General features: G+C 44.3%; 25 protein-coding genes and 1 other RNA gene. 16 read left to right on the top strand and 10 right to left on the bottom strand.

Going from position 1 to position 26,391, the window contains the following annotated elements; all coding sequences use genetic code 11:
* Positions 1 to 181: 181 nt before the first annotated feature.
* Positions 182 to 421 (bottom strand): histone family protein, encoded by a 240-nt coding sequence (locus tag ACPK8D_RS07570; protein ID WP_424717246.1) that lies wholly within the window; start codon positions 419 to 421, stop codon positions 182 to 184.
* Positions 422 to 1,045: 624 nt separating this feature from the next.
* Between ACPK8D_RS07570 and ACPK8D_RS07565 the strand changes: the two genes are divergently transcribed.
* The 5 genes from ACPK8D_RS07565 (at position 1,046) to ACPK8D_RS07545 (ending at position 7,584) form a co-directional block, all read left to right on the top strand.
* On the top strand, positions 1,046 to 2,002 hold the full coding sequence (locus ACPK8D_RS07565) for a class I SAM-dependent methyltransferase (protein ID WP_424717240.1): 957 nt from the start codon (positions 1,046 to 1,048) through the stop codon (positions 2,000 to 2,002).
* Between the two features lie 663 nt (positions 2,003 to 2,665).
* Positions 2,666 to 4,387: a sodium-extruding oxaloacetate decarboxylase subunit alpha gene (oadA, locus tag ACPK8D_RS07560; protein ID WP_424717239.1), complete on the top strand. Its 1,722-nt coding sequence runs from the start codon at positions 2,666 to 2,668 to the stop codon at positions 4,385 to 4,387.
* 22 nt (positions 4,388 to 4,409) lie between these two features.
* The gene (locus ACPK8D_RS07555) at positions 4,410 to 5,891 is read left to right on the top strand and encodes an acetyl-CoA carboxylase biotin carboxylase subunit (protein WP_424717238.1); all 1,482 of its coding nucleotides are present in this window, start codon (positions 4,410 to 4,412) and stop codon (positions 5,889 to 5,891) included.
* Between the two features lie 111 nt (positions 5,892 to 6,002).
* A complete protein-coding gene (locus tag ACPK8D_RS07550; protein ID WP_424717237.1) occupies positions 6,003 to 6,980 on the top strand; it encodes a biotin--[acetyl-CoA-carboxylase] ligase in 978 nt (325 codons plus the stop codon).
* 94 nt (positions 6,981 to 7,074) lie between these two features.
* Positions 7,075 to 7,584: an S-layer protein domain-containing protein gene (locus ACPK8D_RS07545; protein ID WP_424717236.1), complete on the top strand. Its 510-nt coding sequence runs from the start codon at positions 7,075 to 7,077 to the stop codon at positions 7,582 to 7,584.
* Positions 7,585 to 7,822: 238 nt separating this feature from the next.
* Here the strand turns inward: ACPK8D_RS07545 and ACPK8D_RS07540 are convergent, their stop codons facing one another.
* From ACPK8D_RS07540 to ACPK8D_RS07510, 7 genes are all read right to left on the bottom strand, one after another.
* Positions 7,823 to 8,782, bottom strand: a complete 960-nt coding sequence (locus ACPK8D_RS07540; RefSeq protein ID WP_424717235.1) for a coiled-coil protein — start codon at positions 8,780 to 8,782, stop codon at positions 7,823 to 7,825.
* A gap of 30 nt (positions 8,783 to 8,812) precedes the next feature.
* Positions 8,813 to 9,436 carry a hypothetical protein gene (locus ACPK8D_RS07535; RefSeq protein ID WP_424717234.1) on the bottom strand — a complete coding sequence of 208 codons (624 nt, stop codon included), beginning with the start codon at positions 9,434 to 9,436 and terminating at the stop codon, positions 8,813 to 8,815.
* 127 nt (positions 9,437 to 9,563) lie between these two features.
* The gene (locus ACPK8D_RS07530; protein WP_424717233.1) at positions 9,564 to 9,854 is read right to left on the bottom strand and encodes a DUF424 domain-containing protein; all 291 of its coding nucleotides are present in this window, start codon (positions 9,852 to 9,854) and stop codon (positions 9,564 to 9,566) included.
* 138 nt (positions 9,855 to 9,992) lie between these two features.
* A complete protein-coding gene (locus ACPK8D_RS07525) occupies positions 9,993 to 12,095 on the bottom strand; it encodes a minichromosome maintenance protein MCM (protein WP_424717232.1) in 2,103 nt (700 codons plus the stop codon).
* 124 nt (positions 12,096 to 12,219) lie between these two features.
* Positions 12,220 to 12,978 (bottom strand): RNA methyltransferase, encoded by a 759-nt coding sequence (locus ACPK8D_RS07520; protein ID WP_424717231.1) that lies wholly within the window; start codon positions 12,976 to 12,978, stop codon positions 12,220 to 12,222.
* A gap of 22 nt (positions 12,979 to 13,000) precedes the next feature.
* The gene (locus ACPK8D_RS07515) at positions 13,001 to 13,198 is read right to left on the bottom strand and encodes an ATP-binding protein (RefSeq protein ID WP_424717230.1); all 198 of its coding nucleotides are present in this window, start codon (positions 13,196 to 13,198) and stop codon (positions 13,001 to 13,003) included.
* A gap of 418 nt (positions 13,199 to 13,616) precedes the next feature.
* Positions 13,617 to 13,787, bottom strand: coding sequence for a hypothetical protein (locus ACPK8D_RS07510; protein ID WP_424717229.1), 171 nt, complete (start codon positions 13,785 to 13,787; stop codon positions 13,617 to 13,619).
* A gap of 590 nt (positions 13,788 to 14,377) precedes the next feature.
* On the opposite strand from ACPK8D_RS07510, the gene ACPK8D_RS07505 reads away from it, so the two are divergent.
* Complete coding sequence (locus ACPK8D_RS07505; protein WP_424717228.1) at positions 14,378 to 15,058, top strand: NAD(P)/FAD-dependent oxidoreductase; 681 nt, start codon at positions 14,378 to 14,380, stop codon at positions 15,056 to 15,058.
* A 33-nt stretch (positions 15,059 to 15,091) separates the two neighbouring features.
* Here ACPK8D_RS07505 and ACPK8D_RS07500 read toward each other — a convergent pair whose 3' ends face one another.
* The gene (locus ACPK8D_RS07500) at positions 15,092 to 15,262 is read right to left on the bottom strand and encodes a hypothetical protein (RefSeq protein WP_424717227.1); all 171 of its coding nucleotides are present in this window, start codon (positions 15,260 to 15,262) and stop codon (positions 15,092 to 15,094) included.
* Between the two features lie 376 nt (positions 15,263 to 15,638).
* Here ACPK8D_RS07500 and hdrE point away from each other — a divergent pair, with 376 nt between their 5' ends.
* The 6 genes from hdrE to ACPK8D_RS07470 all read left to right on the top strand — a co-directional run bounded on the left by hdrE (position 15,639) and on the right by ACPK8D_RS07470 (position 21,703).
* Complete coding sequence (hdrE, locus tag ACPK8D_RS07495) at positions 15,639 to 16,421, top strand: dihydromethanophenazine:CoB--CoM heterodisulfide reductase subunit HdrE (RefSeq protein WP_424717226.1); 783 nt, start codon at positions 15,639 to 15,641, stop codon at positions 16,419 to 16,421.
* A 4-nt stretch (positions 16,422 to 16,425) separates the two neighbouring features.
* The gene (gene hdrD / locus ACPK8D_RS07490; RefSeq protein ID WP_424717225.1) at positions 16,426 to 17,685 is read left to right on the top strand and encodes a dihydromethanophenazine:CoB--CoM heterodisulfide reductase subunit HdrD; all 1,260 of its coding nucleotides are present in this window, start codon (positions 16,426 to 16,428) and stop codon (positions 17,683 to 17,685) included.
* 95 nt (positions 17,686 to 17,780) lie between these two features.
* Positions 17,781 to 18,416: a DUF116 domain-containing protein gene (locus tag ACPK8D_RS07485; RefSeq protein ID WP_424717224.1), complete on the top strand. Its 636-nt coding sequence runs from the start codon at positions 17,781 to 17,783 to the stop codon at positions 18,414 to 18,416.
* Positions 18,409 to 19,044, top strand: coding sequence for a DUF116 domain-containing protein (locus ACPK8D_RS07480; protein WP_424717223.1), 636 nt, complete (start codon positions 18,409 to 18,411; stop codon positions 19,042 to 19,044). The genes ACPK8D_RS07485 and ACPK8D_RS07480 overlap by 8 nt, the downstream gene beginning before the upstream one ends.
* A gap of 223 nt (positions 19,045 to 19,267) precedes the next feature.
* Complete coding sequence (locus tag ACPK8D_RS07475; RefSeq protein ID WP_424717222.1) at positions 19,268 to 20,395, top strand: geranylgeranyl reductase family protein; 1,128 nt, start codon at positions 19,268 to 19,270, stop codon at positions 20,393 to 20,395.
* A 132-nt stretch (positions 20,396 to 20,527) separates the two neighbouring features.
* Complete coding sequence (locus tag ACPK8D_RS07470; protein ID WP_424717221.1) at positions 20,528 to 21,703, top strand: geranylgeranyl reductase family protein; 1,176 nt, start codon at positions 20,528 to 20,530, stop codon at positions 21,701 to 21,703.
* A gap of 197 nt (positions 21,704 to 21,900) precedes the next feature.
* On the opposite strand, the gene rnpB is transcribed toward ACPK8D_RS07470, so the two are convergent.
* An RNA gene (gene rnpB / locus ACPK8D_RS07465) (RNase P RNA component) lies at positions 21,901 to 22,263 on the bottom strand.
* Positions 22,264 to 22,656: 393 nt separating this feature from the next.
* On the opposite strand from rnpB, the gene ACPK8D_RS07460 reads away from it, so the two are divergent.
* From ACPK8D_RS07460 to ACPK8D_RS07445, 4 genes are all read left to right on the top strand, one after another.
* Entirely contained in the window at positions 22,657 to 23,796 is a 1,140-nt protein-coding gene (locus ACPK8D_RS07460) for a methanogenesis marker 9 domain-containing protein (RefSeq protein WP_424717220.1), read from the top strand.
* Entirely contained in the window at positions 23,783 to 24,811 is a 1,029-nt protein-coding gene (locus tag ACPK8D_RS07455) for a triphosphoribosyl-dephospho-CoA synthase (protein ID WP_424717219.1), read from the top strand. Before ACPK8D_RS07460 ends, ACPK8D_RS07455 begins: the two co-directional genes overlap by 14 nt.
* A complete protein-coding gene (locus tag ACPK8D_RS07450) occupies positions 24,808 to 25,446 on the top strand; it encodes a DUF447 domain-containing protein (RefSeq protein WP_424717218.1) in 639 nt (212 codons plus the stop codon). The genes ACPK8D_RS07455 and ACPK8D_RS07450 overlap by 4 nt, the downstream gene beginning before the upstream one ends.
* 112 nt (positions 25,447 to 25,558) lie before the next feature.
* Entirely contained in the window at positions 25,559 to 26,278 is a 720-nt protein-coding gene (locus tag ACPK8D_RS07445) for a dihydromethanopterin reductase (acceptor) (protein ID WP_424717217.1), read from the top strand.
* The last annotated feature ends 113 nt before the right edge of the window (positions 26,279 to 26,391 follow it).

Below are 26,391 nucleotides of genomic sequence, written 5' to 3'. Positions count from 1 at the left end.
TATGTTATAAGGAAACCTTGTTAAAGGATACTTAATCATCTGTCCCTAAGTAACCGGGCGGGCGGCCCGAAGCATACCCCATCCTTTAGGGTGGGGTGGCCGCCCGCAATTTGATTTTTTATTTTATCCCCTAAGCAGGATAACACTGGTAAATAACTGTTAAGGGGTATTCAGTCTTAACTTACAGCATTTCTTTTGCTAATTTTATATCTTCAGCTTTTACGGTTTTCCTGCCTGCGTGTTCTGCAAGTTTTATTGCTTCTCTTGAAATCTCAAGTCCGTATTCTTCCAGAATTTCCGTAAGGGCCATTCCCGCACTCTCACTAACTCTATGAGCACCTGCGGTTCTTATTAAACGCTCAATTGGTGCGAATGGTATCACTTTTGCCATATTATCCTCCAATCTACTTTTTTTGTTAATATATATCCTTCTAACTCCTGATTTTGTAATCAGATTCTATAAATAACTTTGCCTATATTGGGGTTTTTTACTTCCGATTCAGCTTTTAATACCTTTTTGTCCCTTTATTTTACTTTCCAGAGGCTCATTATTTGTTTTTATTTATACCTCGATTCTCTTCTCGCCCTAATTGCGCCCCGCCCGAATTGCGCCTCGGGAGTACGCTGCCCTTTTCCCTCACTTCGTTCGCTCAAGAGGGCTAATTATAATACAGATAATGAAGTGAGCTCAAGAAGGCTAATTTATAAATAGAGATACTAAAGCGAGCTCAATAGGGCTAATTATGGCCAGATAAAACCGCTTTTTAGTTTATTTAGGGAAGTAATCTCTAAAATTTTATAAACTATCGACAGCCGGAAAATAGGATCGGAAAGGCAAGGGAATTTTCCCTTGATTTCCGTATCCTCTGTAGTCATCTTTTTGGATTGGGGCTTCCTGTGAGGCTGTTGTTATAATCATAAGGTGAAATAAGATGAGTCTCTTTTCCGACAGATGCGGAGTTCTCACAGCTATTTAAGCTGGGGTGAGCAGATGTAAGTCTATTTTTCGAAATCTTGATATGAGATTATCCGAATCTAATCAGATATGCTTTTACAGGAACTCCTTGGCATTGATGAAGAGGTCTATTTTGTAGAGGAAAGCTATCTCGCCCAGAGATCTATTGAGCGTACGCTTGACTACCTTAAAGGAGTCCGGAGGTTTGCAGGGGAAAAGCAGATGCGGCTCCTGAGGGTTCGGGAAGGGGAGCATACGCTTGGGCTGGTGCTTTTTAATCCGGCAGATGAGGAAGTCCCTGTAGATTTCTGGTCGGTTTTTACGGGAGCCCTTGCGGGAGCGCGCTCAAAAAAGGATTTTGAGGCTTTTACAGATTCTCTTCTTTCTGTTAATCTGCCTGAAAAAGACATCGAGATTTCTTCGGAAAGCTGGCGAGATGCCGTTAATGAGTACTATTCCCTTATGCTTGTAAACAGGAATCTCTGCACGGGTTGTACTGTCAGGCCCGAATCTTATAAGAACGTTTTTTCTGAAAATCGTGTGCGAAGAGTAGCAGAAATCTTTGGTATTCTTCAAAAAAAGGGTTTTTATCCTGAAGGCAGGATTCTTGAGGTCTGCTGCGGAAACGGGATGTCCACGCTCGCCCTCTACAGGTTGGGGCTTGATCCGCTGGCTGTAGAAATCAATAAATGTGCAGTTTGCCAGGGTCTTGAACAGGGAGTTTTGAACCCTCAAAAAACGGTTGTAATGGACGCAACTGCTCTTTCCAGATATTTTGAGCCAGGAAGTTTTGACGCAGTAATGGGATTTATGCTGGGGCTCGTCTATGAATTTAACAAAGAACTCTGGACAGGCATTATGAGAGAAGCCATTTCGGTTGCGAATGAAGGTGCTCTCATACTTTTTACAGTTAGCAGCAAGCCGGAGATTGAAATTCTTTCTGAGTTCCTGCTCAGGGCAGGAGTTAAAGGTGAGGTTATAGATAACACAGACTCTGAAGGAACTTACGACCAGTGGTTCTTTGCAGGAAGAAAACAGAAAGCTTGATTTGCAGGCTGGACATCCCGGAAACTTATATTTCTTAAGCCAAATATACTTTTTACCTTCAATTTTTTAAATCTTTAATTTTCTTACCTTTAACTTTTTTAAATAAGCTTTCCAGCCCTAAAAGTTTAAATTCTTTGTGTATCTGTTGCATATTTATTATATATTTATTATGTATTTATTATGTGTTTTTTGTATGTTTATCGCGTTTCAGGAAGATTTCATTCTGATAAGTTTTTTGTATTTCGAGAATCCGGAAGTTTTTTCTTGCAAACTTAAGCTGTGTCATGAATCCCTAACTTTTTCGAAAAACCACTGTTTTAATGTTAACAGGGGAAAAGTATATACTTGTTAACAATGGTATATTAAAGAATTCTTATCAACGCAGATCTGTTGAGTACTGCGTTTGGGTCTGTAAAATTAATTTCCTCTGATTGCGGTTCCGGAAAGTCGGTTAAATCTAGCCGAAGAAACCCTTTTCCCGGTAGAATCGCAAGAAATTGCGCCAAATTGTAATCAGAGGGTAATACACTTTACTCAAACCGGATCAAAGTATTAACCGATAATTTCCGGAATTCAAATGAAACCCTCCGGAAAAACCGTTCAAAGTGTACTATCAAGAATAGTAAACCAGGTTATTTTGATTCGATTTTAAGAGGTTCATCCATGAGTGTAAAAATTACCGAAACCATCCTCCGGGATGCACATCAATCTCTCCTGGCAACCAGAATGCGGACAAGAGATATGCTCGAAGTGGTTGAACAACTGGACCAGATCGGGTATTTCTCCCTCGAAATGTGGGGAGGCGCTACCTTTGACAGCTGTATCCGCTACCTGAATGAAGATCCCTGGCAGCGGCTGAGGGATATCAAGAAAGAAATGAATAACACCTCTGCTCAGATGCTGCTCAGGGGCCAGAACCTCGTAGGGTACAGGCACTATTCTGATGACGTGGTCGAGAAATTCGTTACTAAGTCCTACCAGAATGGAATTGACATTTTCAGGATTTTTGATGCGGTCAATGATATCCGGAATATGGAGTTTTCCATCAAAGTGGCAAAAGGGCTTGGTGCTCACGTACAGGGTACAGTCTGCTACACCATAAGTCCGGTGCATACCGTTGAAAAATACGTTGAACTTGCAAAACGACTCGAAGAGCTTGAGTGCGATTCCATCTGTATCAAAGATATGGCAGGTCTTCTTTCCCCTAGCGATGCTACCCATATAATCCGTGCCATGAAAAAAGAAATTTCCATTCCAATTTCTCTTCACTGTCACTGTACATCCGGAATGGCGCCTATGAGCTATATGGCAGCCTGCGGGGCAGGAGTCGATATTCTGGATACCGCACTTTCTCCCATGGCCTGGGGGACTTCTCAGCCTCCAACTGAAACAGTTGTAGCCGCCCTTAAAGGCACCCCTTACGATACCGGTCTGGATCTGGAAGCTTTTGAAGAGGTCGTTGCATACTTCAAAGGTTTGAAAGAGAAATACCGTGGAATACTTGATCCTATTACCGAGCAGATCGACACCAATGTCCTTATTTACCAGATCCCCGGCGGCATGCTCTCAAACCTGGTTTCTCAGTTAAAGGAGCAAAACGCTCTTGATAAGTATAGAGCTGTTCTCGACGAAATGCCAAAGGTTAGGGAAGAACTTGGATATCCGCCTCTTGTCACTCCCACAAGCCAGATAGTAGGCACCCAGGCGGTGCTTAATGTGCTAATGGGCGAGCGTTACAAGGTTATTCCTAAAGAGGTAAAGGATTACGTGCGCGGCCTTTACGGGCGATCTCCTGCTCCCATAAGCCCTGAAATAATTGGTAAGATAATCGGAGACGAAGAACCTATTCACTGCCGTCCTGCCGATCTCCTCAAGCCTGAATATGAGAAAAGGAAAAAGGAAGCCGAGGAGATGGGTATTGCAAAATCCGAGGAAGATATCCTTACCTATATTCTCTATCCGGCTATCGCCCCTAAATTCCTGAAAGGAGAAATGGAAGAAGAAGCTCTAGCAGCCGTTGCTCCTGCCCCTGCAGTGCAGCAGGAGTATACAATTCCAAACCATTTCAAGGTCGAAGTGGACGACGAAATCTACGAGGTCAGGATTGAACCTCTAGGCGGGGGAATTTCCGTATCCGAGGCTTCTCCCAAAAAGCCAAGTGCCGGGTCCGTTAAAGGAGCTGTGAGCAGTTCAATGCAGGGCATGGTCCTATCTCTTAAGGTCAAGGTCGAAGACACTGTTGCAGAAGGCGATACTGTCGCTGTCATCGAAGCTATGAAAATGGAGAACTCTGTTCACGCTTCCCATTCAGGCATTGTAAGAGAAATTTTCGTTTCCGAAGGGGATACCGTATCTCCTGGTGACATAATAATGTCAATCGAATAAATGTAACGAGGTGGAAGGTATTATGTTCAAAAAAGTACTCGTTGCAAATCGCGGTGAGATTGCAATCAGGGTTATGCGTGCCTGCCGAGAACTTGGGATTTCCACAATCGCGGTCTGTTCGGAGGCTGACAAAAACGCTCTCTTTGCCAAATATGCAGATGAGGCCTATCTGATAGGCTCCGCCCCTTCCAGCCAGAGCTATCTGAATATGGAGGCTATCCTTGCAGTTGCAAAAAATACAGGAGCTGAAGCAATTCATCCGGGCTATGGTTTCCTTTCCGAGAACCCTGTCTTTGCAAAACGCTGTGAGGAAGAAGGAATTGTTTTCATAGGTCCTCCCAGCCATGTGATTGCCGAGATGGGAAGCAAAATCAGGGCAAGGAACCTTATGATGAAAGCTGGTGTGCCTGTTGTGCCAGGGACGAAAGACGCAGTTGAGGACGTGGACAAGGCTCTGAAAGTAGCGGAAGAGATAGGCTATCCCGTCTTGATCAAAGCCTCGGCAGGAGGCGGCGGAATCGGGATGAAAGTAGTTCATTCAAGGGATGAACTCGCCACCGCACTCAGTTCTACCAGGCAAATGGCTGGCTCGGCTTTTGGAGACTCTTCGGTTTTTATTGAAAAATATGTAGAGGAACCCAGGCACATCGAGATCCAGATTCTGGCAGATAGGTATGGAAACACAATTTACCTATCAGATAGGGAGTGCTCCATCCAGAGAAGACATCAGAAGCTTATTGAGGAAGCTCCTTCTCCTATTATGACCCCTGAACTGAGGGCACAGATGGGAGAAGCCGCAGTCAGGGTAGCAAAAGCAATCGGTTACGTAAATGCAGGGACAGTGGAGTTTCTTTATTCAAAAGGCAACTTCTATTTCCTTGAGGTCAATACCCGTCTGCAGGTTGAGCACGGGATAACTGAGATGGTCACCGGCGTTGACATTGTAAGGGAGCAGCTCAGGATAGCCTGGGGAGAAAAGCTTGAGTTTAATCAGGAAGATATCGTTATTGACGGGCACGCTATCGAGTGCAGGATCAACGCGGAAGACCCGCTAAACGATTTTGCGCCTTCTCCCGGAAAGATCCGGGGATATCGATCTGCAGGCGGTCCTGGAGTCAGGGTGGACAGCGGGGTACATACAGGTTACACAATCTCTCCGTACTACGATTCAATGATTTCGAAACTCTGTGTCTGGGCAAAGACAAGAGATGTAGCGATTGCCAGGATGGAGAGAGCGCTTTATGAGTATGTAGTCGTTGGAGTAAAGACCAATATACCCTTCCACAAAGCGGTTATGCGCAACCCGGCCTTCCGCAGGGGTGACCTCACAACGGCTTTTATCGAAGATCATAGAATTCTGGAGTCCGTTGAAGAGGTTGTCAAAGCAGACGCTGAAAAGGGAGCTACTCTGGCTTCGGCCCTTGAAGCAAAAGACAAAAAAGTTGCGGCCATCACGGCTGCCGTGCACGCCTATGTGAGCATGGCACAGAAAACGCAGCGGTGAAAGATGTATCTCCTGAGAAACAGGAACAGAATTCTGGTCAGTTTGATATGGAACGACTTAAACTAAAAAATTATATACGGTGGAACGTATACATTTGTATGGGGTGCGCGGATGGGAGATAAAAGATCTCGAATTATCAAAGCACTTAAAGATGCACAGAAAAGCCCTGTTTCCGGAGAGGAATTGGGGCTTAAGCTAGGAATCTCAAGGACAATGGTCTGGAAGTACATCAAGTCCCTTCAGGCTGATGGCTATGAAATAGAATCATCTCCGAAAAGGGGATATGTCCTGAAATCCGTACCTCAACTTCTGTACCCGGAAGAGATCCAGATGGGACTCAAAACGACGCTTCTGGGGAAAGAAATTCATTATTTCGAAGAAGTAACTTCCACAAATAGTATTGCAAAGGAAATTGCGGCATCGGAAGAAGAAGGAACGCTTGTGATCGCCGAAATACAGAAGGGAGGCCGGGGCCGGATGGGCAGGGAATGGGTTTCCCCTCACGGAGGGATCTGGATGTCTGTGATCCTTAAACCCGGAATTCCTCTCAGGCACGCCTCAAGGCTTACCCTGGTTGCAGGGCTTGCGGTTGCAAACGTTATTCGCGATATGGGCCTTGATGCCCGCATCAAATGGCCAAATGATGTTCGCATCAATGGAAAAAAGGTCTGCGGAATTCTTACTGAGGCAAAGGCCGAAGTGGATAGAGTGGATTATGTTGTGCTGGGAATAGGAATTAATGTAAACATGGATTTAAAGGATATTCCGGAATCTTTCCGTGCAGGCTCCACAACTTTGAAAGTCGAGCTTGGAAGGCATATAAAGAGGGTTTCGTTCCTGCAAGATTTTCTCTTCGAGCTTGAGCAGCAGTACATAAATTTCAAGACCCAGCCTTTCTCACATATTCTCAATGACTGGCTTGCTCTTTCCGACACTATAGGAAGAGAGGTAAAGGTCACAACACCCTCAAGAATTATAGAAGGAAAAGCCGTAGGAGTAACCCCTGACGGAGCTCTAATAATAAGAAAAGCCGACGATACCAGAGAAGAAATTATTGCAGGCAGATGCATTTATGCGCGTCCCAGATAAACACCGAAGGAAGGAAAATAAGGAGACAAACTTTGTTTCTGTATTTTCCTTTTTCGTCCTTATCTCTTTATGCTCTTCAATTGTCTTTTACTCGATGTCAACTGCTTTAGCCGCTGACAATAAAGAAAGGCTTTCCATTGTTCTCGTCAACGGAGAAGAGATTTACATAAGGTCAGGCAATTCTCACACCTTTTTACAGGATTATCAGCTTTATGTAAAAGGCACGGATACCGAAGGCAAAAGAATCTGGATTGAACTTCGCAGAAAAGAACTCCCCCTCCAGGATGCTATTGTCACTGAAGGATCCCAGTTCGTATATTCACAGAACTCTTCCGAGGTCCTTAATCTTACCGTGGATACGATATACGAAGGAGCCGATGGAGTACTGGTGAGATTCTCACCTGTATACCAGTACCTTGATCCCAGGCTTCCTCTGCCGCAAACGTCAGCCGAATCGCTTTCCAACGCTTCGGACAATACCTCTTCCGACCGCCCTCAACTGGAAACGCAAGCTGAAGGTTTTGATATGCCGCTTTTCCTTTTTGGCCTGGGGACCGTGCTTCTCGCGACAGGTTTCTTTGCAGGAAAAGGGAAGAGAAAATAATTTTTTAATGCTCCGCTGGAAAAGAGAAATCTATTTAAGACAATAAAACGGAAATCGATTTAGAAGGGATAAAACAAAGAATCGATTTAAAAATAGGATGGAGAATCGATTTAAAAGGGATAAAATAGAGAATCGATTTAAATGAATAAGACGGGAAATCGATTAAAAAGAAGTGAGCCGGAGATAGTTCCTCTGAACCTGATTTTTATCGCCGGCTTCCTGTGAATCTCCCGAGTTCTTACTCGTTGGAGAATTTAACGTCCCCTTTCTCGATAAGCAGTTTGAGATCTTCGAGACTCAAACGAGCGTTTTTCTGAAGCTTTTCGCGGGCATCGCTGTGTTTCTGGCTTACTTTGTGCTCGTCTTTGGTAAGCTGCAGGTCTTTTAACCTGTCAAGGTATAAGGACAGTTCCTTACGGTTGTTAGAAATGCTGGTTTTAAGCGGGTCGATTTTTTCTTTGATCGAGTTTATGTTTGTGATTTTATCCGTAAGCTGGGCATGATATGTATTTGCTTCTTTTCGGATCTCATCAGCGGATTTGAAATTTTCAAGCATTTCCAGGTGGCAGGCCTGAGATTCATCTGAGAGGGCCTGGATCTTTTCATGGAACTCATCCCCTCTTTTATGGATTCCTTTTGACTCTTTATAACTTTCCTGGATTTGCGAATGCAGTTCATTTGCCTTCTTTGCAGCTTGAAGGCGTTTACTGAGGTCATTCAATTTCTGGAAGATTTTAATTTCCACTGCAAGAGGCAGTTCTTTATTAAGAAAAGCGTCAAGTTCGACTTCATAATCATTTGTGAGAGATTCCACACTTCCGTGCGAAAGTTTGTTACACTCGTCCCGCTGTTCCTTGAGTCCCGCAATTCCTGAAAACAGTTCTTGCGTCTTTGAATTCACATCACTTCTTTTTCCCTTGTACTCGCCGATTGCTTTATTTATCTCGTCCCGTTTATCTCTTAGTTCCTGTGCTTTTGCAACCCTTTCCTTAACCTGGTGGTTCAGAGAGTCTCTCTTTTCTTTCAGTTCGTCGATATCGGTCCTGTTAATCTTCAGTTCCTTAAAAATCGAAGCCAACTGCCTTTCACTTTTCTCTATCCTGCTCCTGAGCTCGTTTACCTTGCCCTTCAGCTCCCGTTCGTTAAGGTTTGAAAGGTCGGCCGTTGCAATTTCTGTGGTTGAAACGTCGTTGGTCATGTATATCACCCGCGTGTTTTCGAAAAAGGGTTATACTTTCAATTTTTCCCAGTAGTTCAGGGCTTCTTCATGGTTTTTTATTTTGGTACTGAGCCATTTATGCTGGGATTTGCTTTTCGAAATCTCTTCATTCTTGCTGCCGTCATCCTCTACAAGCTGTTTTTCAGACTGTGTTATTTCTTTTAGTTCCAGATTTGAATTCCTGGCTTCCTCCATTCTGGCGCCGGTTTGCAGGAGAATATTTTCTCCAGATTCCGCTGTCCGAATAATTTCGCGCAGGTTTTCCATAAATGAATCTTTCAGCTTCTGCTCTTCTTCGGGTTCTATCTGCCCTTTGAGTTTTTTAAGCTCTTCCTTTAGTTTGCTGGTAATAATCGGGTCCAGCTTCGGGAAGACTTCTTTTTCAAGGAGCGCTTCGGCCTGATGGTAAAACTGCTGGCGTTTCTCCTTGAGAACTTCTTTTCTCTCTTCCATCCGGATTCTGGAAATTTTCGCATTTTTTGCGTCTTCTTCGACCTGGCTCAGATTGCTGTCCAGTTCTCCAAATTCTTTTCTATCTTCTTCCAGAAACCGTCTGTGTTTTTCCACAACTGCGGAGATCAGCTCCCCTTCTGTCAGCACTCTGATTCCGGCTTCTTCAATGTTTTCAGTCACTGTATCACGATCTGCATTTTTATTTTATACATATGTTGTTCATTCCGGTATATAACCAGCCCTGAAAGCCAATTGTTTGGCTTTCGCTGACGCAACATTTCCAGGGATATAATCCGGCAATATCGAGTTAAACCCTGAAGCTCTGGGCATGGGGTACATTATCGATTATTATTACGGAATCCGGATCGATCAATCTGCATTTTATGGCACATTTGATTGTTTTTTCCCCAAAGAGATTTGCAGTTGTAGCTCCTTCAAGGGCTTTTTGGAGTTCTTCTTCGGAAACGTATTCCCCTTCATAAAAGGCCCTGCTGATCTCCACTGCGGTATTCCCACGCTTCAGGGTCTTTCCGAGCACTTCCTTATCACAGGCTGCAACAAGGACGTGCTCCCCATTTTTATAGATTTTTAAATACATATTCTCCCTTTTAAATAGTATTGCCCTTTTAGTATTTACAGCTTAACCGTCCTCACATAATTACTATGTAGATGCCTTCCACGCCACGAGATCAGGAAAATTTATTGCAGAACTCTCAGCGTTTTCCTCCATCTCAGGTTAAACAAGCCTGATATGGCTCTGATCCGGAGAAAGCAGGTCTCCTCTCTGCTTCATTTTCTTGATATTCTCTTCGGCATGAGTTCGATCTATCCCGTGCTCGTTTTCCGCGACAGCATAAACCTCTTCCAGAGGTGCCTTAGCTCCCGGATGCTTCTCACTTACTTTTTTTATTATGTCTCTCAGGATTTTTATCTTGTTTCTCTGGCTCATGCTTGTGCCAGATGCAAGTATATCTGCATCAAGTGCTCCGGTTTCGGGGTCGACGCCTACGTTTTTCAGGCAATTCATTACAATTTTGATAGTTCTTTTCGCATCTTCAAGTGTAACTATATTGCTCAGGCGGACTCTTGCACTTGCTTCCGAGAGGCGGACAAGCGCTTCAAGTTGCCTGGCAGTTACGGGAACAGGTGTATTCTTACTCTCTCCTGTTTTTCGAAGATCCGTATAGAAATTTATCAAGTAAGTCCTTGCATCTTCTTCCATCACAGGATAAACATTTTTCCGGGCGTATGCAACGTATTTTCGCATGATCTCAGGCTGTATGACAGGTTCGATCACTTCCATTTCGGCTTCGACAAAATCTTCCGTAATATGGGATCCGGGAAGTTTTTCCCGCTGCTCGAAGAGTTCTCCTGCGTAATGAGACTGCAGAATATGGTTTGCAATCCTGCTGTCAAGGGCATGGTTAGGTGTATCGAGCAAAACGAAGATCAGATCAAAACGGGAAAGCAGTGCAGGCGGCATACTTATCTGTTCTGCAAGGCCCTCATACCGGTCAAAACGTCCGTATTTCGGATTTGCAGCTCCGAGAAGGGCACAGCGGGATTTAAGCGTAGCAATAATTCCGGCTTTTGCAATGCTTATAGTCTGTTGTTCCATTGCCTCGTGCAGGGCACTCTTGTCCTCGGTCTTCATTTTGTCCATTTCGTCAACCGCGGCAATTCCCATATCAGCCATGACCAGGGCACCGCCTTCGATTGTCCACCTGCCGTCATTGAGGTCGTCTTTTACGGCAGCCGCAGTCAAACCGCTTGCCGACGCACTCCGCCCTGAAGTAAACACGCCTCTTGGGGAGAGTTTGACCACATAGCGCAGGAGCTGGGATTTTGCAATCCCGGGATCTCCTACAAGCATAACATGGATATCTCCTCTTATTCTGGCACCGTCAGGAAGGTTTTTCACCACGCCTGAAAACAGTTGAAGGGCAAGGGCTTCCTTTATGTCCTCATACCCGTAGATTGAGGGGGCAACAGAACCAACAATTTTTTCGTAGATTGCAGGGTCGCGGGAAAGCTCAAGAATCTGTTCTTCATCTTCAGCAGTTATTTCAAGTTCGTCGTAATCCTTATCCAGGTGTTCGATGGAATTTGCTTCAAGCACAAGGTCATAGAAGGTAGATTTTCCGTCTTTCAAGGCGCGCTGCCTGGATCTCAGGATTCCGTTAATTATTACCCTGTCTCCGGGGGTGACATTTCCTGTAAGGTCGTCTTCAGAATCCACCTCAAGGCTCTGGGGCTGTGAACCTCCTTTGAGGTTTTCGGGCGATTCCTGAATCTGGAGTTTCTGGGCATCGATAAAAATAGAATCCTCTATTATCACTTTAAAAGGCCCTTTCTTCCCACAGGTATCGTTTTCACAGCCTGCAAAGGGTTCCTCAAATTTGAAGCTGTTTTGCTCCACAACGGTCAGATGCCCACACCTGAGGCACTGGAAAGCAGCTTTAGTAATTCTCGGTCTCACCTCAGTAGCTTTCCGTATCATACCTTCGATTGCAATAAATTTGGTGAGATGTTTGCTTCTGAGTTCCCTTACAGATATCCTATTAGGGATTTTCATTACCCTTACATGAGCCTGCTCAAGGCTCTTCTCCACTGGAAGGTCGATTTCTCTCAGGGCAGCCTCAGCCGCCTGTATAAGTTCTCCAGGATGCTCCAGAAACTCTTTTGAAAGCTCTCTGTCAAACTTCTCGATATCCGCAAAATCCACGCCAAGGCTTCGCTGGTCCGGATATTCGTTTGCAAGCTGGAGGATTTCGTTCCAGTAGTAGTCTTTAAAAAACCTTTTTAGCTTTTCATCCCACTTGCTTTCTGTTTCAGTCATATCATTCTCAATCTGGCTTTCGGTAAAATTTTCATTCTTCGTTACAAGATTTTCTGTCTAAAAAACAATTTTAAAAAAAGTTAAAATACATATCAGAAATTCTGATGTAAGAACAGGTTTATTCTCATATGAACTTTTCCATGCTTTCCGAAGCTTCCGGTTCCTGGGCTTCAGACTCTTTTAATGCATATCCCATTTTTCTCTCGGTTTTTCTTATTATGCCCCTCAAAGTCTGAACCTCCCTGGGAGTCAATCCTGCTCTTCCGAATATTCTCCGCAGCATCAGGAAAGTTTTATCTTTTTTATGAGGAGGATAATCGATTTCTTCCAGCAGTTCTTTCAGATGCCCGTACAGGAGCTGGAGGTCAAATCCATCAGCAAGCGGACGGTTCCCTCCATCCAGCTCAGAGAGCTCATAAAGCACCACTGCAACGGCATGTGAGAGATTCATAATGGGATATGTCTCAGAAGTCGGAACCGTTATGAGCATATCGAAACTTTTGAGTTCATCGTTCCGGAAACCACTATCTTCGCGCCCGAATAAAATTGCAATTGTTCCGCTGCAATTCATAAGTTTCTCTTTGAGTTCCCTCGGGGTATAAAGCGGAAGACGGATGTGTTCTCCGGTTTTCAGGCTTGCCACCCCAGTCGTCCCTATCCGCAGGCTTGTGCCTCTTACAGCTTCCTCAAGTGTTGAGGTAATTCTTGCCCCTTCAAGCACGTCTCTTGCATGGGACGACATGGCTCTTGCCTCCCCTTCGAGCTTACAGGGATTTACAAGCACCAGGTCTGTGTATCCGAAGTTTTTCATTGCTCTTGCAACAGATCCGACATTCCCCTGATATACGGGCTCTACAAGTATTATACGAATTTCAAGTGACAAATTTCTCAATCCTTTTTTAAAATCAGTTTTCAAGTGTGATTGCATCTTCCATACAGACAGTCACACACATTCTGCAACCCAGGCAGTAAGAAGGATCCTTTAAAACGCAAACCTTTTTTCCGTGCTTTTCTTCAATTGAGTAAACCCTCGGCCCTTTCGGGCAGACAGCTTTGCACTTACCACAGCCTGTACATTTCTTCTCATCAATATATATTTTCATGTAGATTATTTTCCGTGTGTTTGGGTCCCGTTTTCCGTGTGTTTGAGTCCCGTTATTATTGTGCTAAGTCTTATTATGGTATGTTAGGTCTTATTGTGGTACATCAGGTCTTATTGTATCATTTTCCGGTCTTTTTATGATCTCTTTTTCCTTTTTCAGTCTTTTCCTTTTCTTTTTTCAGCCCTTTCCTTTTCTTTTTTCGGTTCCTTCCGGTTTTAGCTTTTGCCTTTTTAGTCCCTGCCTTTTTTTCAATTTCTTCCCTGTTTGAATTTTGAAATCTTATTTATCCTCCCAAATATATTAATCTTAAGTTTACAGATAAGATAGGATATTTAAATGCGGAGTTACTTATTACTCTGCCTGACTGCAGCTAAAACTTGAATTAAAAGACCGGTTCATGTTTAATCTATAAATCTGGTTATTTTAAAAGAGAAATGGTGATTGAATAACTCTGGAATAAATTCTCAAAGATATTTTTTGAGGAGATATTTTTTGAGGAGATATTTTTTGAGGAGATATTTTTTGAGGAGATATGTTTTGAGGAGATATTTTTTGAGGAGACAACTGCAGTTGGCTGGTATCTTGCCATGTAAGGGATCGCCGAGCGGGAAGGATTTGTGTTGCTATTTACCTGCGCCAGATAGCCATTTATTAAGCCTGGAATGCTATCGAAGTAACTGAAATCCCGGGTTTGTACCATTATATTAAATTCTGTAGTAATATACTGAATTCTGTGATGTTATCACAGACTGAGTTATATCAGGGATGCAATTTTATATTGTTTCAAACAGATATACTCTCTGGATCTGAAATCCTTTTCCGGACCCGAGACATAATTTAATCCGGGAAATATCGCAGTCCGGAAAATGCCGGAATATCGGATTCTTCGCCTTCACATGGGGGTTTAATTTCAGGGGGCTGAAGTGGAATTCGCTGTAATCTGCTAATTAATTCAGGAGTCGATCGGCTCTATGGACTTAGCCTTTGCTTCCGGTTTTCCGATGTTGGTTTAGGTTAAATAATGATCGAAACGTAAGGCATACAGCAATCAAATTGTGAAAAAACATTAAATCGAACGGATTTTGAAATAAAGATCAAGTCGATAAATCCCGAAACAAAGATTAAATCGAAGAAATTCTGAAATAAGCATGAAATCAATTGGTTTGAGGAGTGTATAATATGGTAAGTCGTGAGTATGTGAAAGGTGACCTTCCCGAGAAAGCCGCAATCCTGCAAAGAGATGGCGAAACGTATGCAATTGCTCCCCATATTCCAGGAGGAATCGTATACCCGGAGACCCTCAGGAAGATAGCAGATATTGCAGAGAAGTACGGGGCTGCGGCCCTGAAACTCACTTCCGCCCAGAGAATAGCGATTGTGGGGTTAAAAGAAGAAGATCTGGATGCGGCATGGGGAGAGCTGAATCTGAAACCCGGGGCTGCCATAGGGCTCTGTGTCCGTAGCATCAAAATCTGTCCCGGGACTACCTTCTGCAAGAGGGGCAAACAGGATGCTGTTGGGCTTGGACTGAAACTTGATGAAAAGTATCATGGAATGCAGCTACCTTCCAAGTTGAAGATGGCGGTTTCCGGATGCCAGAATTCGTGTTCCGAACCTATGATAAAGGATATAGGGCTCATGGGCACGGCAAAAGGTTTCACTTTGTCGGTCGGGGGCAGCGCAGGGCCACGCCCGAGGCTAGGGAACGTAGTAGCAAAAGACCTCACCGAAGAGCAGGCTATGGATCTTATTGAAAGGATAATTAACTTTTACAAGGGGTATCCGAAGCAAAGGAGAATCGGAGAGGTAATTGATGAGATGGGGCTTGAAAAATTCAAAGCCGAGGTGGGATTGTCGTAAAAAGCTTTCCTGGCTGTCAGAGGGGCTTTTTACCTAAACCAATATTTTTCGGTCAAATACACCCCTTTGCCGGTTTATCACGCCGCTTATCGGGTTTTCGATCAAACCTTTTTTGAAAAGGTTTGCGATCAAGCTTGTTTTGAAAAGGTTTTCGCTCAAGCCTTTTTTAAAAAGGCTTGTGATTGACTTTTTCTTTTCCTGCATTTCTACTTTCTACTTTTTTGCCGCCTAATTTCTTACTTTTCCGTCCGGAAGAATTCTATAAGATCAATTTATAATTTCTATATTATAATTTAAATACTATTTTTCTGGTTTTTCCTTTTTCCTTCTCCCTTTGATCACTTCTATTCCTCTCACTTTTGCGGCTCCGTGGGCTTTTCGATGTATTGTTTAATAAAGATAACGTTTAAATATAATAGATACAAAGACTAACAGACTATTCAAACCTTATGCAGACAGTCGCTACGGTTATCATTCTGTCTTTACTATCATTGATATTCTGTAACACGATAATTCTAAAAGCAATATTAGTTCCCAGTTTTTGATCCATACATAGGAGGAATATACTATCAGTAGTGAAATGGCATACTTCTCTGGGCTCACGGATGCACTAAGAATCACGTTTGTCCAGATAATGATACTCAGCGCAATAGCCGTTGTGATTTTTTTATATGGTATGATAATTAACCTCCAGAAATGGGGGGCAGGAGTCACAGGCTACGCCCTTGAGCCTCAGGAAGGAAAAAAAGGAAGTGCAATCACATTCTTAAAAACATGGTGGAAACAGGTAACGGAAGAATCTCATCACGGACATGGAAAGCCTATTCTGGAGGTTCTTATTCTTGATGTGCTCTTCCAGAGGAGAATTCTCAAGAGAAGCCCCCTTCGCTGGTTCATGCACATCCTGATTTTCGGAGGATGGATGACCCTCTTTGCCCTGTCAGGACTCATGTTTGCAGTCGAAATGACCCATATGATCGGAATTGAACTCCCGTTCACCCCCGCTGAGTTCAGAGATCTACTCTCCCTTCCGAACTATATCTTCGGGTATGTCCTGCTTATCGGGGTTCTTATAGCCCTAGTAAGAAGACTGTTTGTCTCTGAAGTCAGGGAAGCTTCTATCATGTATGATTGGGTTTTGATCGGAGTTGTTTTCTTGGTTACTATTTCCGGCTTTCTCGCCGATGGAATCCGAACCGGAATTATCTGGGACTTTGGGCTTGACCCCTCAGTAGCCCCACCGGCAGCTCTCTTCCATTCCGTAATTTCCCTGCTCTTCTGTATCGCATTTATCCCATATAGTAAATATATTCACATAATCGCCATACCGCTTGCAATTCTTGCAAATAAAGGAGGCGAATAAAAAGATGGCAAAACGTACCCCTTCAATCGATACAAAGAATCTTACCGCAGTTCAGCTTATGGAGCTTGACTCCTGCGTTCGCTGCGGTGAATGTGTAAAATGGTGTCCGACTTATGCCGCTTCCGGCCAGAAACCAGGATTAGCCCCAAGGGATAAAATCCTGCGCTGGAGGCAGTATATGAACAAATCCTACGGGATTAAGGCAAAACTCTTTGGCCCACAGGAAATCCCTCAGTCAGAGCTTGAACAGTTCAAAGATGATGTACACGGCTGTACAACCTGTGGTATCTGTGCAACTGTTTGTGAAGCAGGTATTAACACTGTGGAACTCTGGGAAGCCATGAGAGCAAACCTTGTCAAGAAAGGTATTGGTCCTTACGGCAAGCAGAATATGTTCCCCAAGCTCATTGGGCAGTACCATAATCCTTACATGAAGGATCAGAAAGACAGACTTGCCTGGGTTCCAAAAGATGTAAAAATTGCAGACAAAGCAGATATTGTTTATTTCACTGGCTGTACTGCAGGATACAATCAGCTTGCTCTTGCCTTTGCAACCTCCCGCGTGCTTAATAAGCTGGGAATTAAATTTGCTATGCTTGGCGAACAAGAATGGTGCTGTGGTTCTGCGCTTATCAGGACAGGACAGGCACACGTTAGTGATGTGCCCCGCGAATGTGCAAAACACAATGTAGAAGAAATCCAGAAGAAAGGTGCCAAAAAAGTTCTCTTTGCATGTGCAGGCTGTTTCAGGGCTGCAAAAGTTGACTGGCCGAGGCTTCTGGGTAAAGAACTGCCTTTTGAAGTTGTGCACATTACCGAATTCCTTGCAGACCTGATTAAGCAGGACAAAATTAAATGGGAAAAGCCTATTAATAAGACTATAACTTATCACGACCCTTGCCACCTGGGCCGCCACGTAGGCGTATTTAATGCTCCCAGATTTGTGCTTTCCCACATTCCGGGTGTTGAGTTCGTTGAAATGGACAGAGTTCAAGAATTCCAGCGTTGCTGTGGAGCCGGTGGTGGTGTAAAGGCAGGTATTCCTGACCTTGCTGTTGCAGTTGCAGCATCCAGAGTTAAGGATGCCCTTGAAACCAATGCGGATATTCTCTCCAGTGCATGCCCCTTCTGTAAGAGAAACCTGATGGATGGGCGGGATTCTATCAAAGCCGATATTGATGTTGAAGACGTAATTGTGCTTGTTGCACATGCTTTGGGCCTGGAAACAGAACCACCAAAAGCTGAACCACCAAAAACTGCCTGAAGGCTGGCTTTTCCAGCTTTCTTTATTTCTTTTTTTTCGATTCTTTTATTGTTTTATAGCAAAACTTAAATACCGATACTTACCTCACCTTGAATATGTACATCCCTTACGAATTTTTAGGAAAAATATTTATATTCCTGGTCTTCTTTGCGCTTGCAGGAACCGGAATCGCCCTGATTATTGGGGCATATTCGTTTAAAAATCACAGAATTATTTTTCCGGGATTCGTGCTATTCACGCTTTATCTTTTCTATTCCCCTGCGAAATGGCTTTGTAAAGTTTTCAGAATAAGGGATACCCTTGTTGACGATATTCTTATTGATGTCCGAAACGCTGTTATGTATGATGATTTCCTGCATGTTAAAGGCAAGAAAATCCTTCTCCTTCCTCAGTGCCTGCGCCATCCGAACTGTAAAGCAAGGTGCGATCCTGTCTACGGCTATGAATGCAAACGGTGCGGGTTATGTGATATTTCAAAACTCTCCGAGGCCGCTGATAGGTGCAATTTCAGGGTTTTTGTAGTGCCTGGGGGAAGTTTTGTTAAGAAAATCTTTAAAGAATACAGGCCTGAAGCCTGCCTGGGGGTTGCCTGCTATAATGAGCTTTCTGAAAATATGCAGGCTGTGTCGTTTGTTCCCGTACAGGGCGTTCTTCTTCTTAAAGACGGCTGTTTCAATACCGAGGCAAATGTTGAGGAAATAATTCAAAAAATGGAGATGTGCAATGTATAATCTCATTGGGAAGGCTCTTTTTATTTTCGTCGTAGTGTCCTTTATCCTTTCAGGCACAGCTCTGTTTGTCAGCCGAAGGAGTCTTACACGTAGTGTTTTTCTGGCAGGCTTTTATGCAGATGTACTTGACTTCTTTTATTTGCCTTTAAGACATATTTTCCTCAAGTTTTCGGATACCCGTGTCCTGGACAAATGGATGTCGTCCTTGAAAAATAGAGCCCATAGGTCTGCTTTTGCTAAAACGAAAAAAAGGATCATTCTTGCCCCTCATTGTATGCGCAGCCTTGACTGCCCTGCTTACTCTACACAGACAGGAATCCAGTGCAAGTCCTGTGGAAAATGCGTCTTTACCCAGTTAAAGAAAGATGCCGAAAAATACGGGTATAAGGTTTTCATCGTGACAGGTTCTTCATTTGTAAAAAATATCCTTAAAATGGAAGCTGCAGATGGTGTCCTTCTTATCGCCTGTGATTATGAAATCAATAAAGTCATGCGCGCCCTTAAAGACAAGAAAGTAACTACCTATGGAATTCCTATGGAGAGAGATGGCTGTTTTGGGACAGAAGTGAATTACCAGAACGTGCTTAAAGTATTCGAGGAATTTGAAAGTTCATTTAAAGGGTTATAATAGGTTCATTTAAAGGGTTATAATAGGTTAATTTAGAAGGTTATAATAAAATCTCTTTCTCCATCTTTTTCTTTATTTCTTTCCTATTTTTCTCTTCTTTTTTCTAAAATGAATCGTAACTTTGATTAATATCAACACTTTAAATTAGATCCTCTTCGAACAGATCTAAAACTTATATATTGAAACTTAGATAATTTCAGGTACTTTTGTGGGTGCTGTTTGCATGTATGACGTAATTATTATAGGTGGTGGCCCTTCCGGAGCCTCGGCCGGAAGAAGGGCCGGAAAACTTGGCCTGAAGACACTCCTGCTTGAGAAAGAAAAGTTTCCCAGATACAAGCCCTGCGGGGGAGGACTTTCGGAGCATGCGCTGTCTTATCTCGATTTCGAACTCCCTCAGGATATTATTGAGTGGGAAGTTACAGGGGCAAATGTTGTTTTCAGGCATCAAGCAATTAAAGCACACAAGAATCACCGACTGTCTGTGCTTGTTTCCAGGGATAAGTTTGACAATTTCCTGCTTGAAAAGGCAAAAGAAACAGGAATTGAAGTCCATACCGGAGAAAAAGCTCTTTGCTGCACGGAAACACATGACTGTGTTGAAGTGGACACCAGGGAGGGAACATACCGTGCAAAACTTGCGATAATCGCAGAAGGCGTCCAGGGGCTTGTCAAAACCTGTGTGAGGCCCACGGATAATAGAGAAGAGTATGGAATTTGCCTTGTTACTGAGGTCCCTGCCGAAGAAACAGAAATTGAAGAGCGCCTGGGAAAAACCTTGGAACTGCATTTCGGGGTTGCTGGCGGAGGGTACGGCTGGATCTTTCCTCATAAAACCTATTATTCCATTGGGATCGGCGGGGTTATCAGGGATCTTCCGCATCCCAAAGAGTCCATGCTTGAGTTCCTGAAGGAAAATGGCTTTTCCGGAGAGTATAAACTTCACGGGCACAAGATCCCCTGGGGAGGGCTTAAGCGAAAAATCGTGGGTTCAAGGGTCCTTCTAAGCGGAGATGCTGCCGGGTTTGTAGATGCTTTCTCAGGTGAAGGGCTTGCCTATGCAATCAGTTCAGGGCAGTTTGCGGCTGAGGTAATTGCAGGAATTTGTCTGGAAGGCAGAAACCTTAAAGACCTGAGCAAATATGAGGCTCTCTGTCGGGCCGAGTTCGGAACTCACCTCAAGTACTCACTTATGTTTTCCAGGATAATGCATCATTTCCCTGACCGGACATTTAAGATCTTCACATCAAGTGATAAGATGGTTGATAAGTATCTTGAAGTTGTGGATTTCACAATTGATTATAAGGATTACCTGCGCTGGGCTCTCCTGAATTTCAAACTCAGGTACTAGAACTGATAGCAACTTTTTCAGGCATTCCTTTTCTTTCCTCTATCTTTTTATCACTCCAGCCTTAATCTATTTTAAGGGCAGTCATTCCTGTCTGCATATAGCTGCCCTTATTTCACAAGCAGGTGTCTTACCATGTACGATCTGATTATAGTAGGGGGAGGGCCTTCAGGAGCGTCGGCAGGAAGGGCAGCCGGGAAAAGGGGACTTTTAACCCTTTTAATCGAGAAAGAACATTTCCCAAGGTACAAGCCCTGCGGGGGGGCTCTTTCTTCTTATGGTTTATCTTGCCTGGATTTCAAGCTCCCTGAGAATATAATCGAGAGAAATATCCCAAAGATAAGGGTTCATTTCCGGGGTAGCTTTGTAGAGGGAATAAAAGAACCTGATCTAGCCTTACTGATTTCCAGAAAAGTCTTTGATAACTTTCTGCTTGAAAAAGCCAGGGAAGCCGGAATTGAGGTACATACCGGGGAAAAGGTTCTGGATTGTATTGAAAAAGACGATTATGTTGAGGTCAGGACCACGGATAATACCCATCTGGGCAGGTTCGTTCTTATTGCGGAGGGTTCAGGTGGAACCCTTAAACATAAGGTAAGGTCGAGAGACAAAAGAACAGAATACGGGCTGGGTCTTGTATCGGAAATCCCCGATGAGGATGGGGCAATAAGGAACCGGCCTCCAGACGCTATAAACATTCACTTTGGGATTGCACAGGGAGGCTATGGCTGGGTTTTTCCCCATGCGGGATACTACTCTGCAGGGATTGTGGGAACAACTCAGCACCTTGAGCATCCGAAAAAAGTACTGCTCGATTTTCTGCAGAAAAATGGCTTATCAGGTGAATTTCCGGTTCATTCCCATATTATCCCCACAGGCGGGATAAAAAGAAAAACCATTAATTCAAGACTGCTTCTGAGCGGAGATGCTGCCGGGTTTGTAGACGCTTTTTCGGGAGAAGGCATCTCTTATGCTATCCGGTCTGGACAGCTTGCTGCGGAGGCTGTTGCCGATATTGTTATGTACAGCCTGAAGTTAAGCAGCCTTAAAACTTACGAGTCCAGCTGCAGGCAGGAATTCGGGAATTATCTTGCCGGTTCTCTTAAAATGGAGAAGATAATGCATCGCTTTCCTGAAACCTCTTTCAAACTGGCTGTTAATAACAGGGAGATTCTGGATAAATATCTCGATGAAGTGATAACCGGCAGGAATTATAAAACCTATATCCGCTGGTTGCTGCTGAACTTCTGCCTGGCTGAACCTGTCTCCAGAATAAAATCTCTTACACTGGAAGGAACCGATAAGGACTGATATAAAAAGAATAACACGGGGAATAAAGGAAAAGGGATTAAGGGAAAAGGAATTAAGAAAAAAGAGTTAAACTGAGGTCAAATGGAAAAAATAGATGCAGGAATAACAAATAATCTCAAATATCATTAAAAAGGCAGGTAAAATAATTGAAAGTAAACTACCGGAATGTAAAATAACATAAAAAAGTAAGTTTATGCGAGTGAGGCACGTAAGCTCCCTTCTGTTCCTGCAAAGATTTCCGGCCACCCATCAGTGGAGGAAATGGTCCCTGAGGACTCTTGCAGTGACGGCATTCAGCTATGCGTTTCCAAAAACAACCGGGAGATTCCGGAATGCTCTTTCTTCCCGATTTCCAACTTGCACCCACGAGGATTCGCCGTTTCATCCACTCTCCCTGAGACCTCAGCTTCTTCTGCATCATCGCATTTTCAGGGGATGGTTCTCGTTTCTGTGCCAGTGCCCGGGCTCTCGCCCGACATCCTTTACAGATGTTCGTGTATCCGGAGCGGTGGGGAGACTTTCCTCAGACCTGAAGGCCCGTCAGCCGTCCAGCCTCTCTCGCATGTTACCTTTTGATTGCCCCTATATATTTTTCTAATTATATATATTTTTTGGAAAGCCAGCTCTGCAAAAGCTTGAAAAAAGGTTTTTCTACAGGTGTGGCGCAATACTTTTGTGTAATACTTCTATTTGATCTTGATAGTTTTACTTTCTTTTCAGCCGCTGTTACAGGCAGGTGTGGTTACAGGTATACCGCTTCCTTATAGTTTATATAAATTTTATGTGTTTGGGGTGCGTCCAAATATTAATATATATGCATTATAATTCGTAAGTTATAGATGGACTTTTTCCATCACCAGGACCCGTCCGAAAAAAAAGATTATCGGTACTTTAATATCGGGCAGTAACCATAATTCGTGTCAGTTTGCAGGCTTATTTTCAAGAGGTAAAACATGAGTGATTGTCTATTCGATTTGCATATTGGATATGTCCGTTTTAAAAACCCTATTGCACTGGCTCCTATGGCAGGAATTGCCGATAGTGCTTTTGCTAACCAGTATGCAAGCAATGCCGGGCTGGTAGTTCTTGGAGCCTTCAATCTGGATAAGGCTTCAATAGCTGTTGCTTCAGCTCTCGTAGCCCGGGGTAGAAAAGAGTTCATTTCCGATGAACCTATGGAGCTAATAAAAAAGGAAATCCGGGCAGTAACATCCGGAAGTGCCGTTGCGGTAAATGTCAGGAGTACTACACTTGAACCCCTCATTGAAGCTGCAAAAATTGTCAAAGAAGAGGGAGCGATCCTTGAGTTAAACGCCCACTGCAAGCAGCCTGAAATGCTCGAAGCCGGAATCGGAGAAGCCCTTCTCCAGGATCTTCCACGGCTTTCGGCCTGGATCAGGGCAATAAAGGAAACCGGAGTCGTACTTTCCGTAAAAGTTAGGGCGAACATTGTCGATGATATCGAACTTGCAAGGCTTATCGATAAGTCGGGTGCGGATATCATACATGTTGACGCCGTGATGGAAGGCTTTGGGGCCGATCTTGATGCAATCCTTAATTACAGGGATGCTACAAGGCTGTTCCTGATCGGAAATAATTCGATCAAGGACTTTGAGGCCGCAAAGGACATGTTTTCCAGGGGAGCCGATATGGTATCGGTTGCCAGGGGAGTCCTTGAGAATCCAGGGCTTATAGAGGAACTGGTAGAAAACGTTACCTCTTACCAGCGGTCAATAGGGTGGTATAATGCTCCCAAGCACGTTTGCAGTGAAGGTGACTTCAGGGCGCTGGCTTTCTGCTGCCTGCCTGTAAAACCCTGTCCTGTTCACGAAAAGTTCCGGAAACTCGGATATACGGCAGAAGAGTTTGCCAGGACAAAGCTTGACTTTGCAAAAGGCACAATGCTTGAATACGGAGGGGACACGTGCTTCGGAAGCCTTGTCTGGTGTTGTAAGATCACCAAGCCCTGCTGGATAAGGGATGGGGTGTTGAACACAATTTGCCTCTCTGGTGCAGAGTATATGAAACTTAAAGAGCAACTGGCAAAATATGTACTGGATCAAGCCAGGATTCCGGTAAATGAATCCGAATAATACTGGTTTTATCTGCCCGGTATCTGGATGGGCAGAAAACCCCCACACGTCAAGTTTTATTGCCCGCTGTGCCCAGCTTGCTATGCTGCTTGAGGTTTCGGCTTCTCCCAAGCCAGGGAATGTGGATAGGGAACATGACTATCCTGATACCTGCTTTGAGCATTTTGTAGCCTCTTCGGTAAGCGTTTACCCTGTCATTGAGCTGGCTGCAAGAAGCAGAAAAGGGATAGGGGCGCTTATCCGAAGTGCGGTTTGCGAGAGCTCGGCCTGGCAGAAAGGAGGAAATACTCATTTCGGCGCTTTTCTGTTGCTTATTCCTCTTTCAATGGCTGCAGGGGAACTGTTTGATTCATGCGGAAAAACCCCCTGTAAGCTTTTACCGGACGAATTCGAAGCCCTTGCTGCGCATGCACATGATTTTGTCCGGGCAACGGACTGTGAAGACGCTATCGAGTTTTACAGGGCTTTCGAAGTGGCGGGTGTCAGGGTTAACAGCGTGGATGAATTCAGCCTTGGAGATCCCGAGTCAGAAGCCGAACTGCGGACACAGGAAGTCACTCTTTACGAGCTTATGGATATCTCCAGGGGGTATGACCTGATTGCGGATGAATGGATCTCAGGCTTCGGGCGCTGCCTTGAGGGGGCAAAAAGCATAACTGAATTCATGCAGGCTCGAAACTCGGGAGCCGAAGATTCGACTTTCAGTTGCTCAGGCACAGGTATCAACGAAGCTATCGTGTATACTTTCCTGAAATCGCTTTCCCGGCACAGGGACACTTTCATCCAGACAAAGTTCGATAAAGCCACTGCGGACTATGTTTCATCCAGGGCAGGCGAGATTCTCTCAGCCTGGGAAAAGTCATCAGGTCATTACACCAGAGACTTTGCAGCTCTGCTTCCTGCTGTACAGGAGTTTGACTCCGAGCTTCTCAGGAAGAAAATCAATCCGGGTTCAACAGCAGATATTATCATAGCCGGACTTTTCATTGCCCTTCTGGGGGGACTGCGCTTTTGACCGAATCTCTCTCCGAATGCGGAAAAAGCAGAAGCGAAGCTTTCACTGTCGATCTTTCTTCTTTCGGAATCCGGGAAGGCATTTCCGAAACGATCGTCAGCACAGGGCTGGAATCCCCCAATGCGGCCCCTATCGGAATAATCGTAAAAGGCGGAAGGACTTTTGTCCGGCTTTTCAAAGGCACCCATACCTGGGAAAACGTATTTAAAGAAAAACATCTGGCCGCAAACATAGTTTACGACTCCCTGCTTTTTGTGCGTTCAACCTTTTTCGATCTTGAACCCTCCGAGTTTGACTATGTGCCTGCTCGCGGGCTAAATTTCCCTGTTTTAAAAGAAGCTGCAGCCTGGGTTATTTTCGAATGTGTTAATCTCAAAGACACGGATCAGGCTCTTGTAGCCGACCTTATTCCTGTAGAAGCAGGTTTCAATGAAGCTAATCGGAAAAACCTGCCTGTGCCCAACAGGGGATTCAATGCAGTGCTTGAGGCGGCTGTCCATGCAACCCGCTACCAGCTTACAGAAGATGAAAAATATATCGAGCTGATCCGCAGCTACGAGTCTCTGGCTTCCAGGTGCGGAGGAGAAAACGAGAAAAAAGCTATGAAATTGATTTATGAAGTTCTGGGGCTGTGATACTTTTTTAGCTGTGGGCTGCTCCTCAGTTAAACTGTACGCTTTCTCGCTTTCATTGTCCTGAACCTTTTTTAGAAAATTATATTATCCCCTTCGGGCATGACTTCTTTTCATGAGTTTTCAGAGAATCGCGTGGGGCATTACAGGTGCCGGGCATTTCCTGGACCGCAGTTACCAGGTCTTTAAGGAAATTAAGCTCAGAGACCCCGAAGTTTCCGTAAACACTTTTATTTCCAGGGCTGCAGAAGAGGTGCTGCGCATGTACGGGCTTGAACAAAAGCTTGTTAAAATCTCGGGAGGGGACTACCTTGAAGAAATCTTCCGGGAAAGCGAGCAGGGTTCGAGCTCCCCGAAAGTCGGGCGTTTCCTGCTTGACAGGTATGACGCCCTGTTTGTTACGCCTGCAACCTCAAACACGGTTTCGAAAATCGCCTATGGCATTGCGGATTCCCTTGTAACCAATGCCGTTGCCCAAGCCGTAAAAGGAAAAGTGCCTGTTTATATTGTGCCTGTGGATATCGAAGGTTCGATCGTCTCGGAAATGCCCTATAATATCGACCGAAAACAGTGCAGGCATTGCGAAGACTGCCCCCCGCGAGAAAACTGCCCTCATGGAGCAATAACTGAGAAAAATGGCCTCACAGACCAGATCGAACTTCTGAAGTGCAAGGGCTGCGGAATCTGCAAAGCTCTCTGCCCCTATGGCGCAATCAAAGGCGGGCCTGTGGAAGTCCTGGTCCGGGACGTGGATATGCGCAATGTTGAGATCGTAAAAAGCCTGCAGGGAATTACCGTGCTTGAAAGCCCTGAAAAAATTCTGGATTTCTTTTAATTTTTTCCTGAGCTTCCCTGTATTCCTCTCATCATTTACATTACTTTTCTTTTTTTTCCCTGTTAGCTTTTTAATTTCCCCCTTTGAGCTCAGGCTTTTAATATTTACTTTAT

Source organism: Methanosarcina sp. (genome assembly GCF_049706645.1).
Lineage (GTDB): Archaea > Halobacteriota > Methanosarcinia > Methanosarcinales > Methanosarcinaceae > Methanosarcina.
This window is presented reverse-complemented; position numbering and strand designations above follow the sequence as displayed.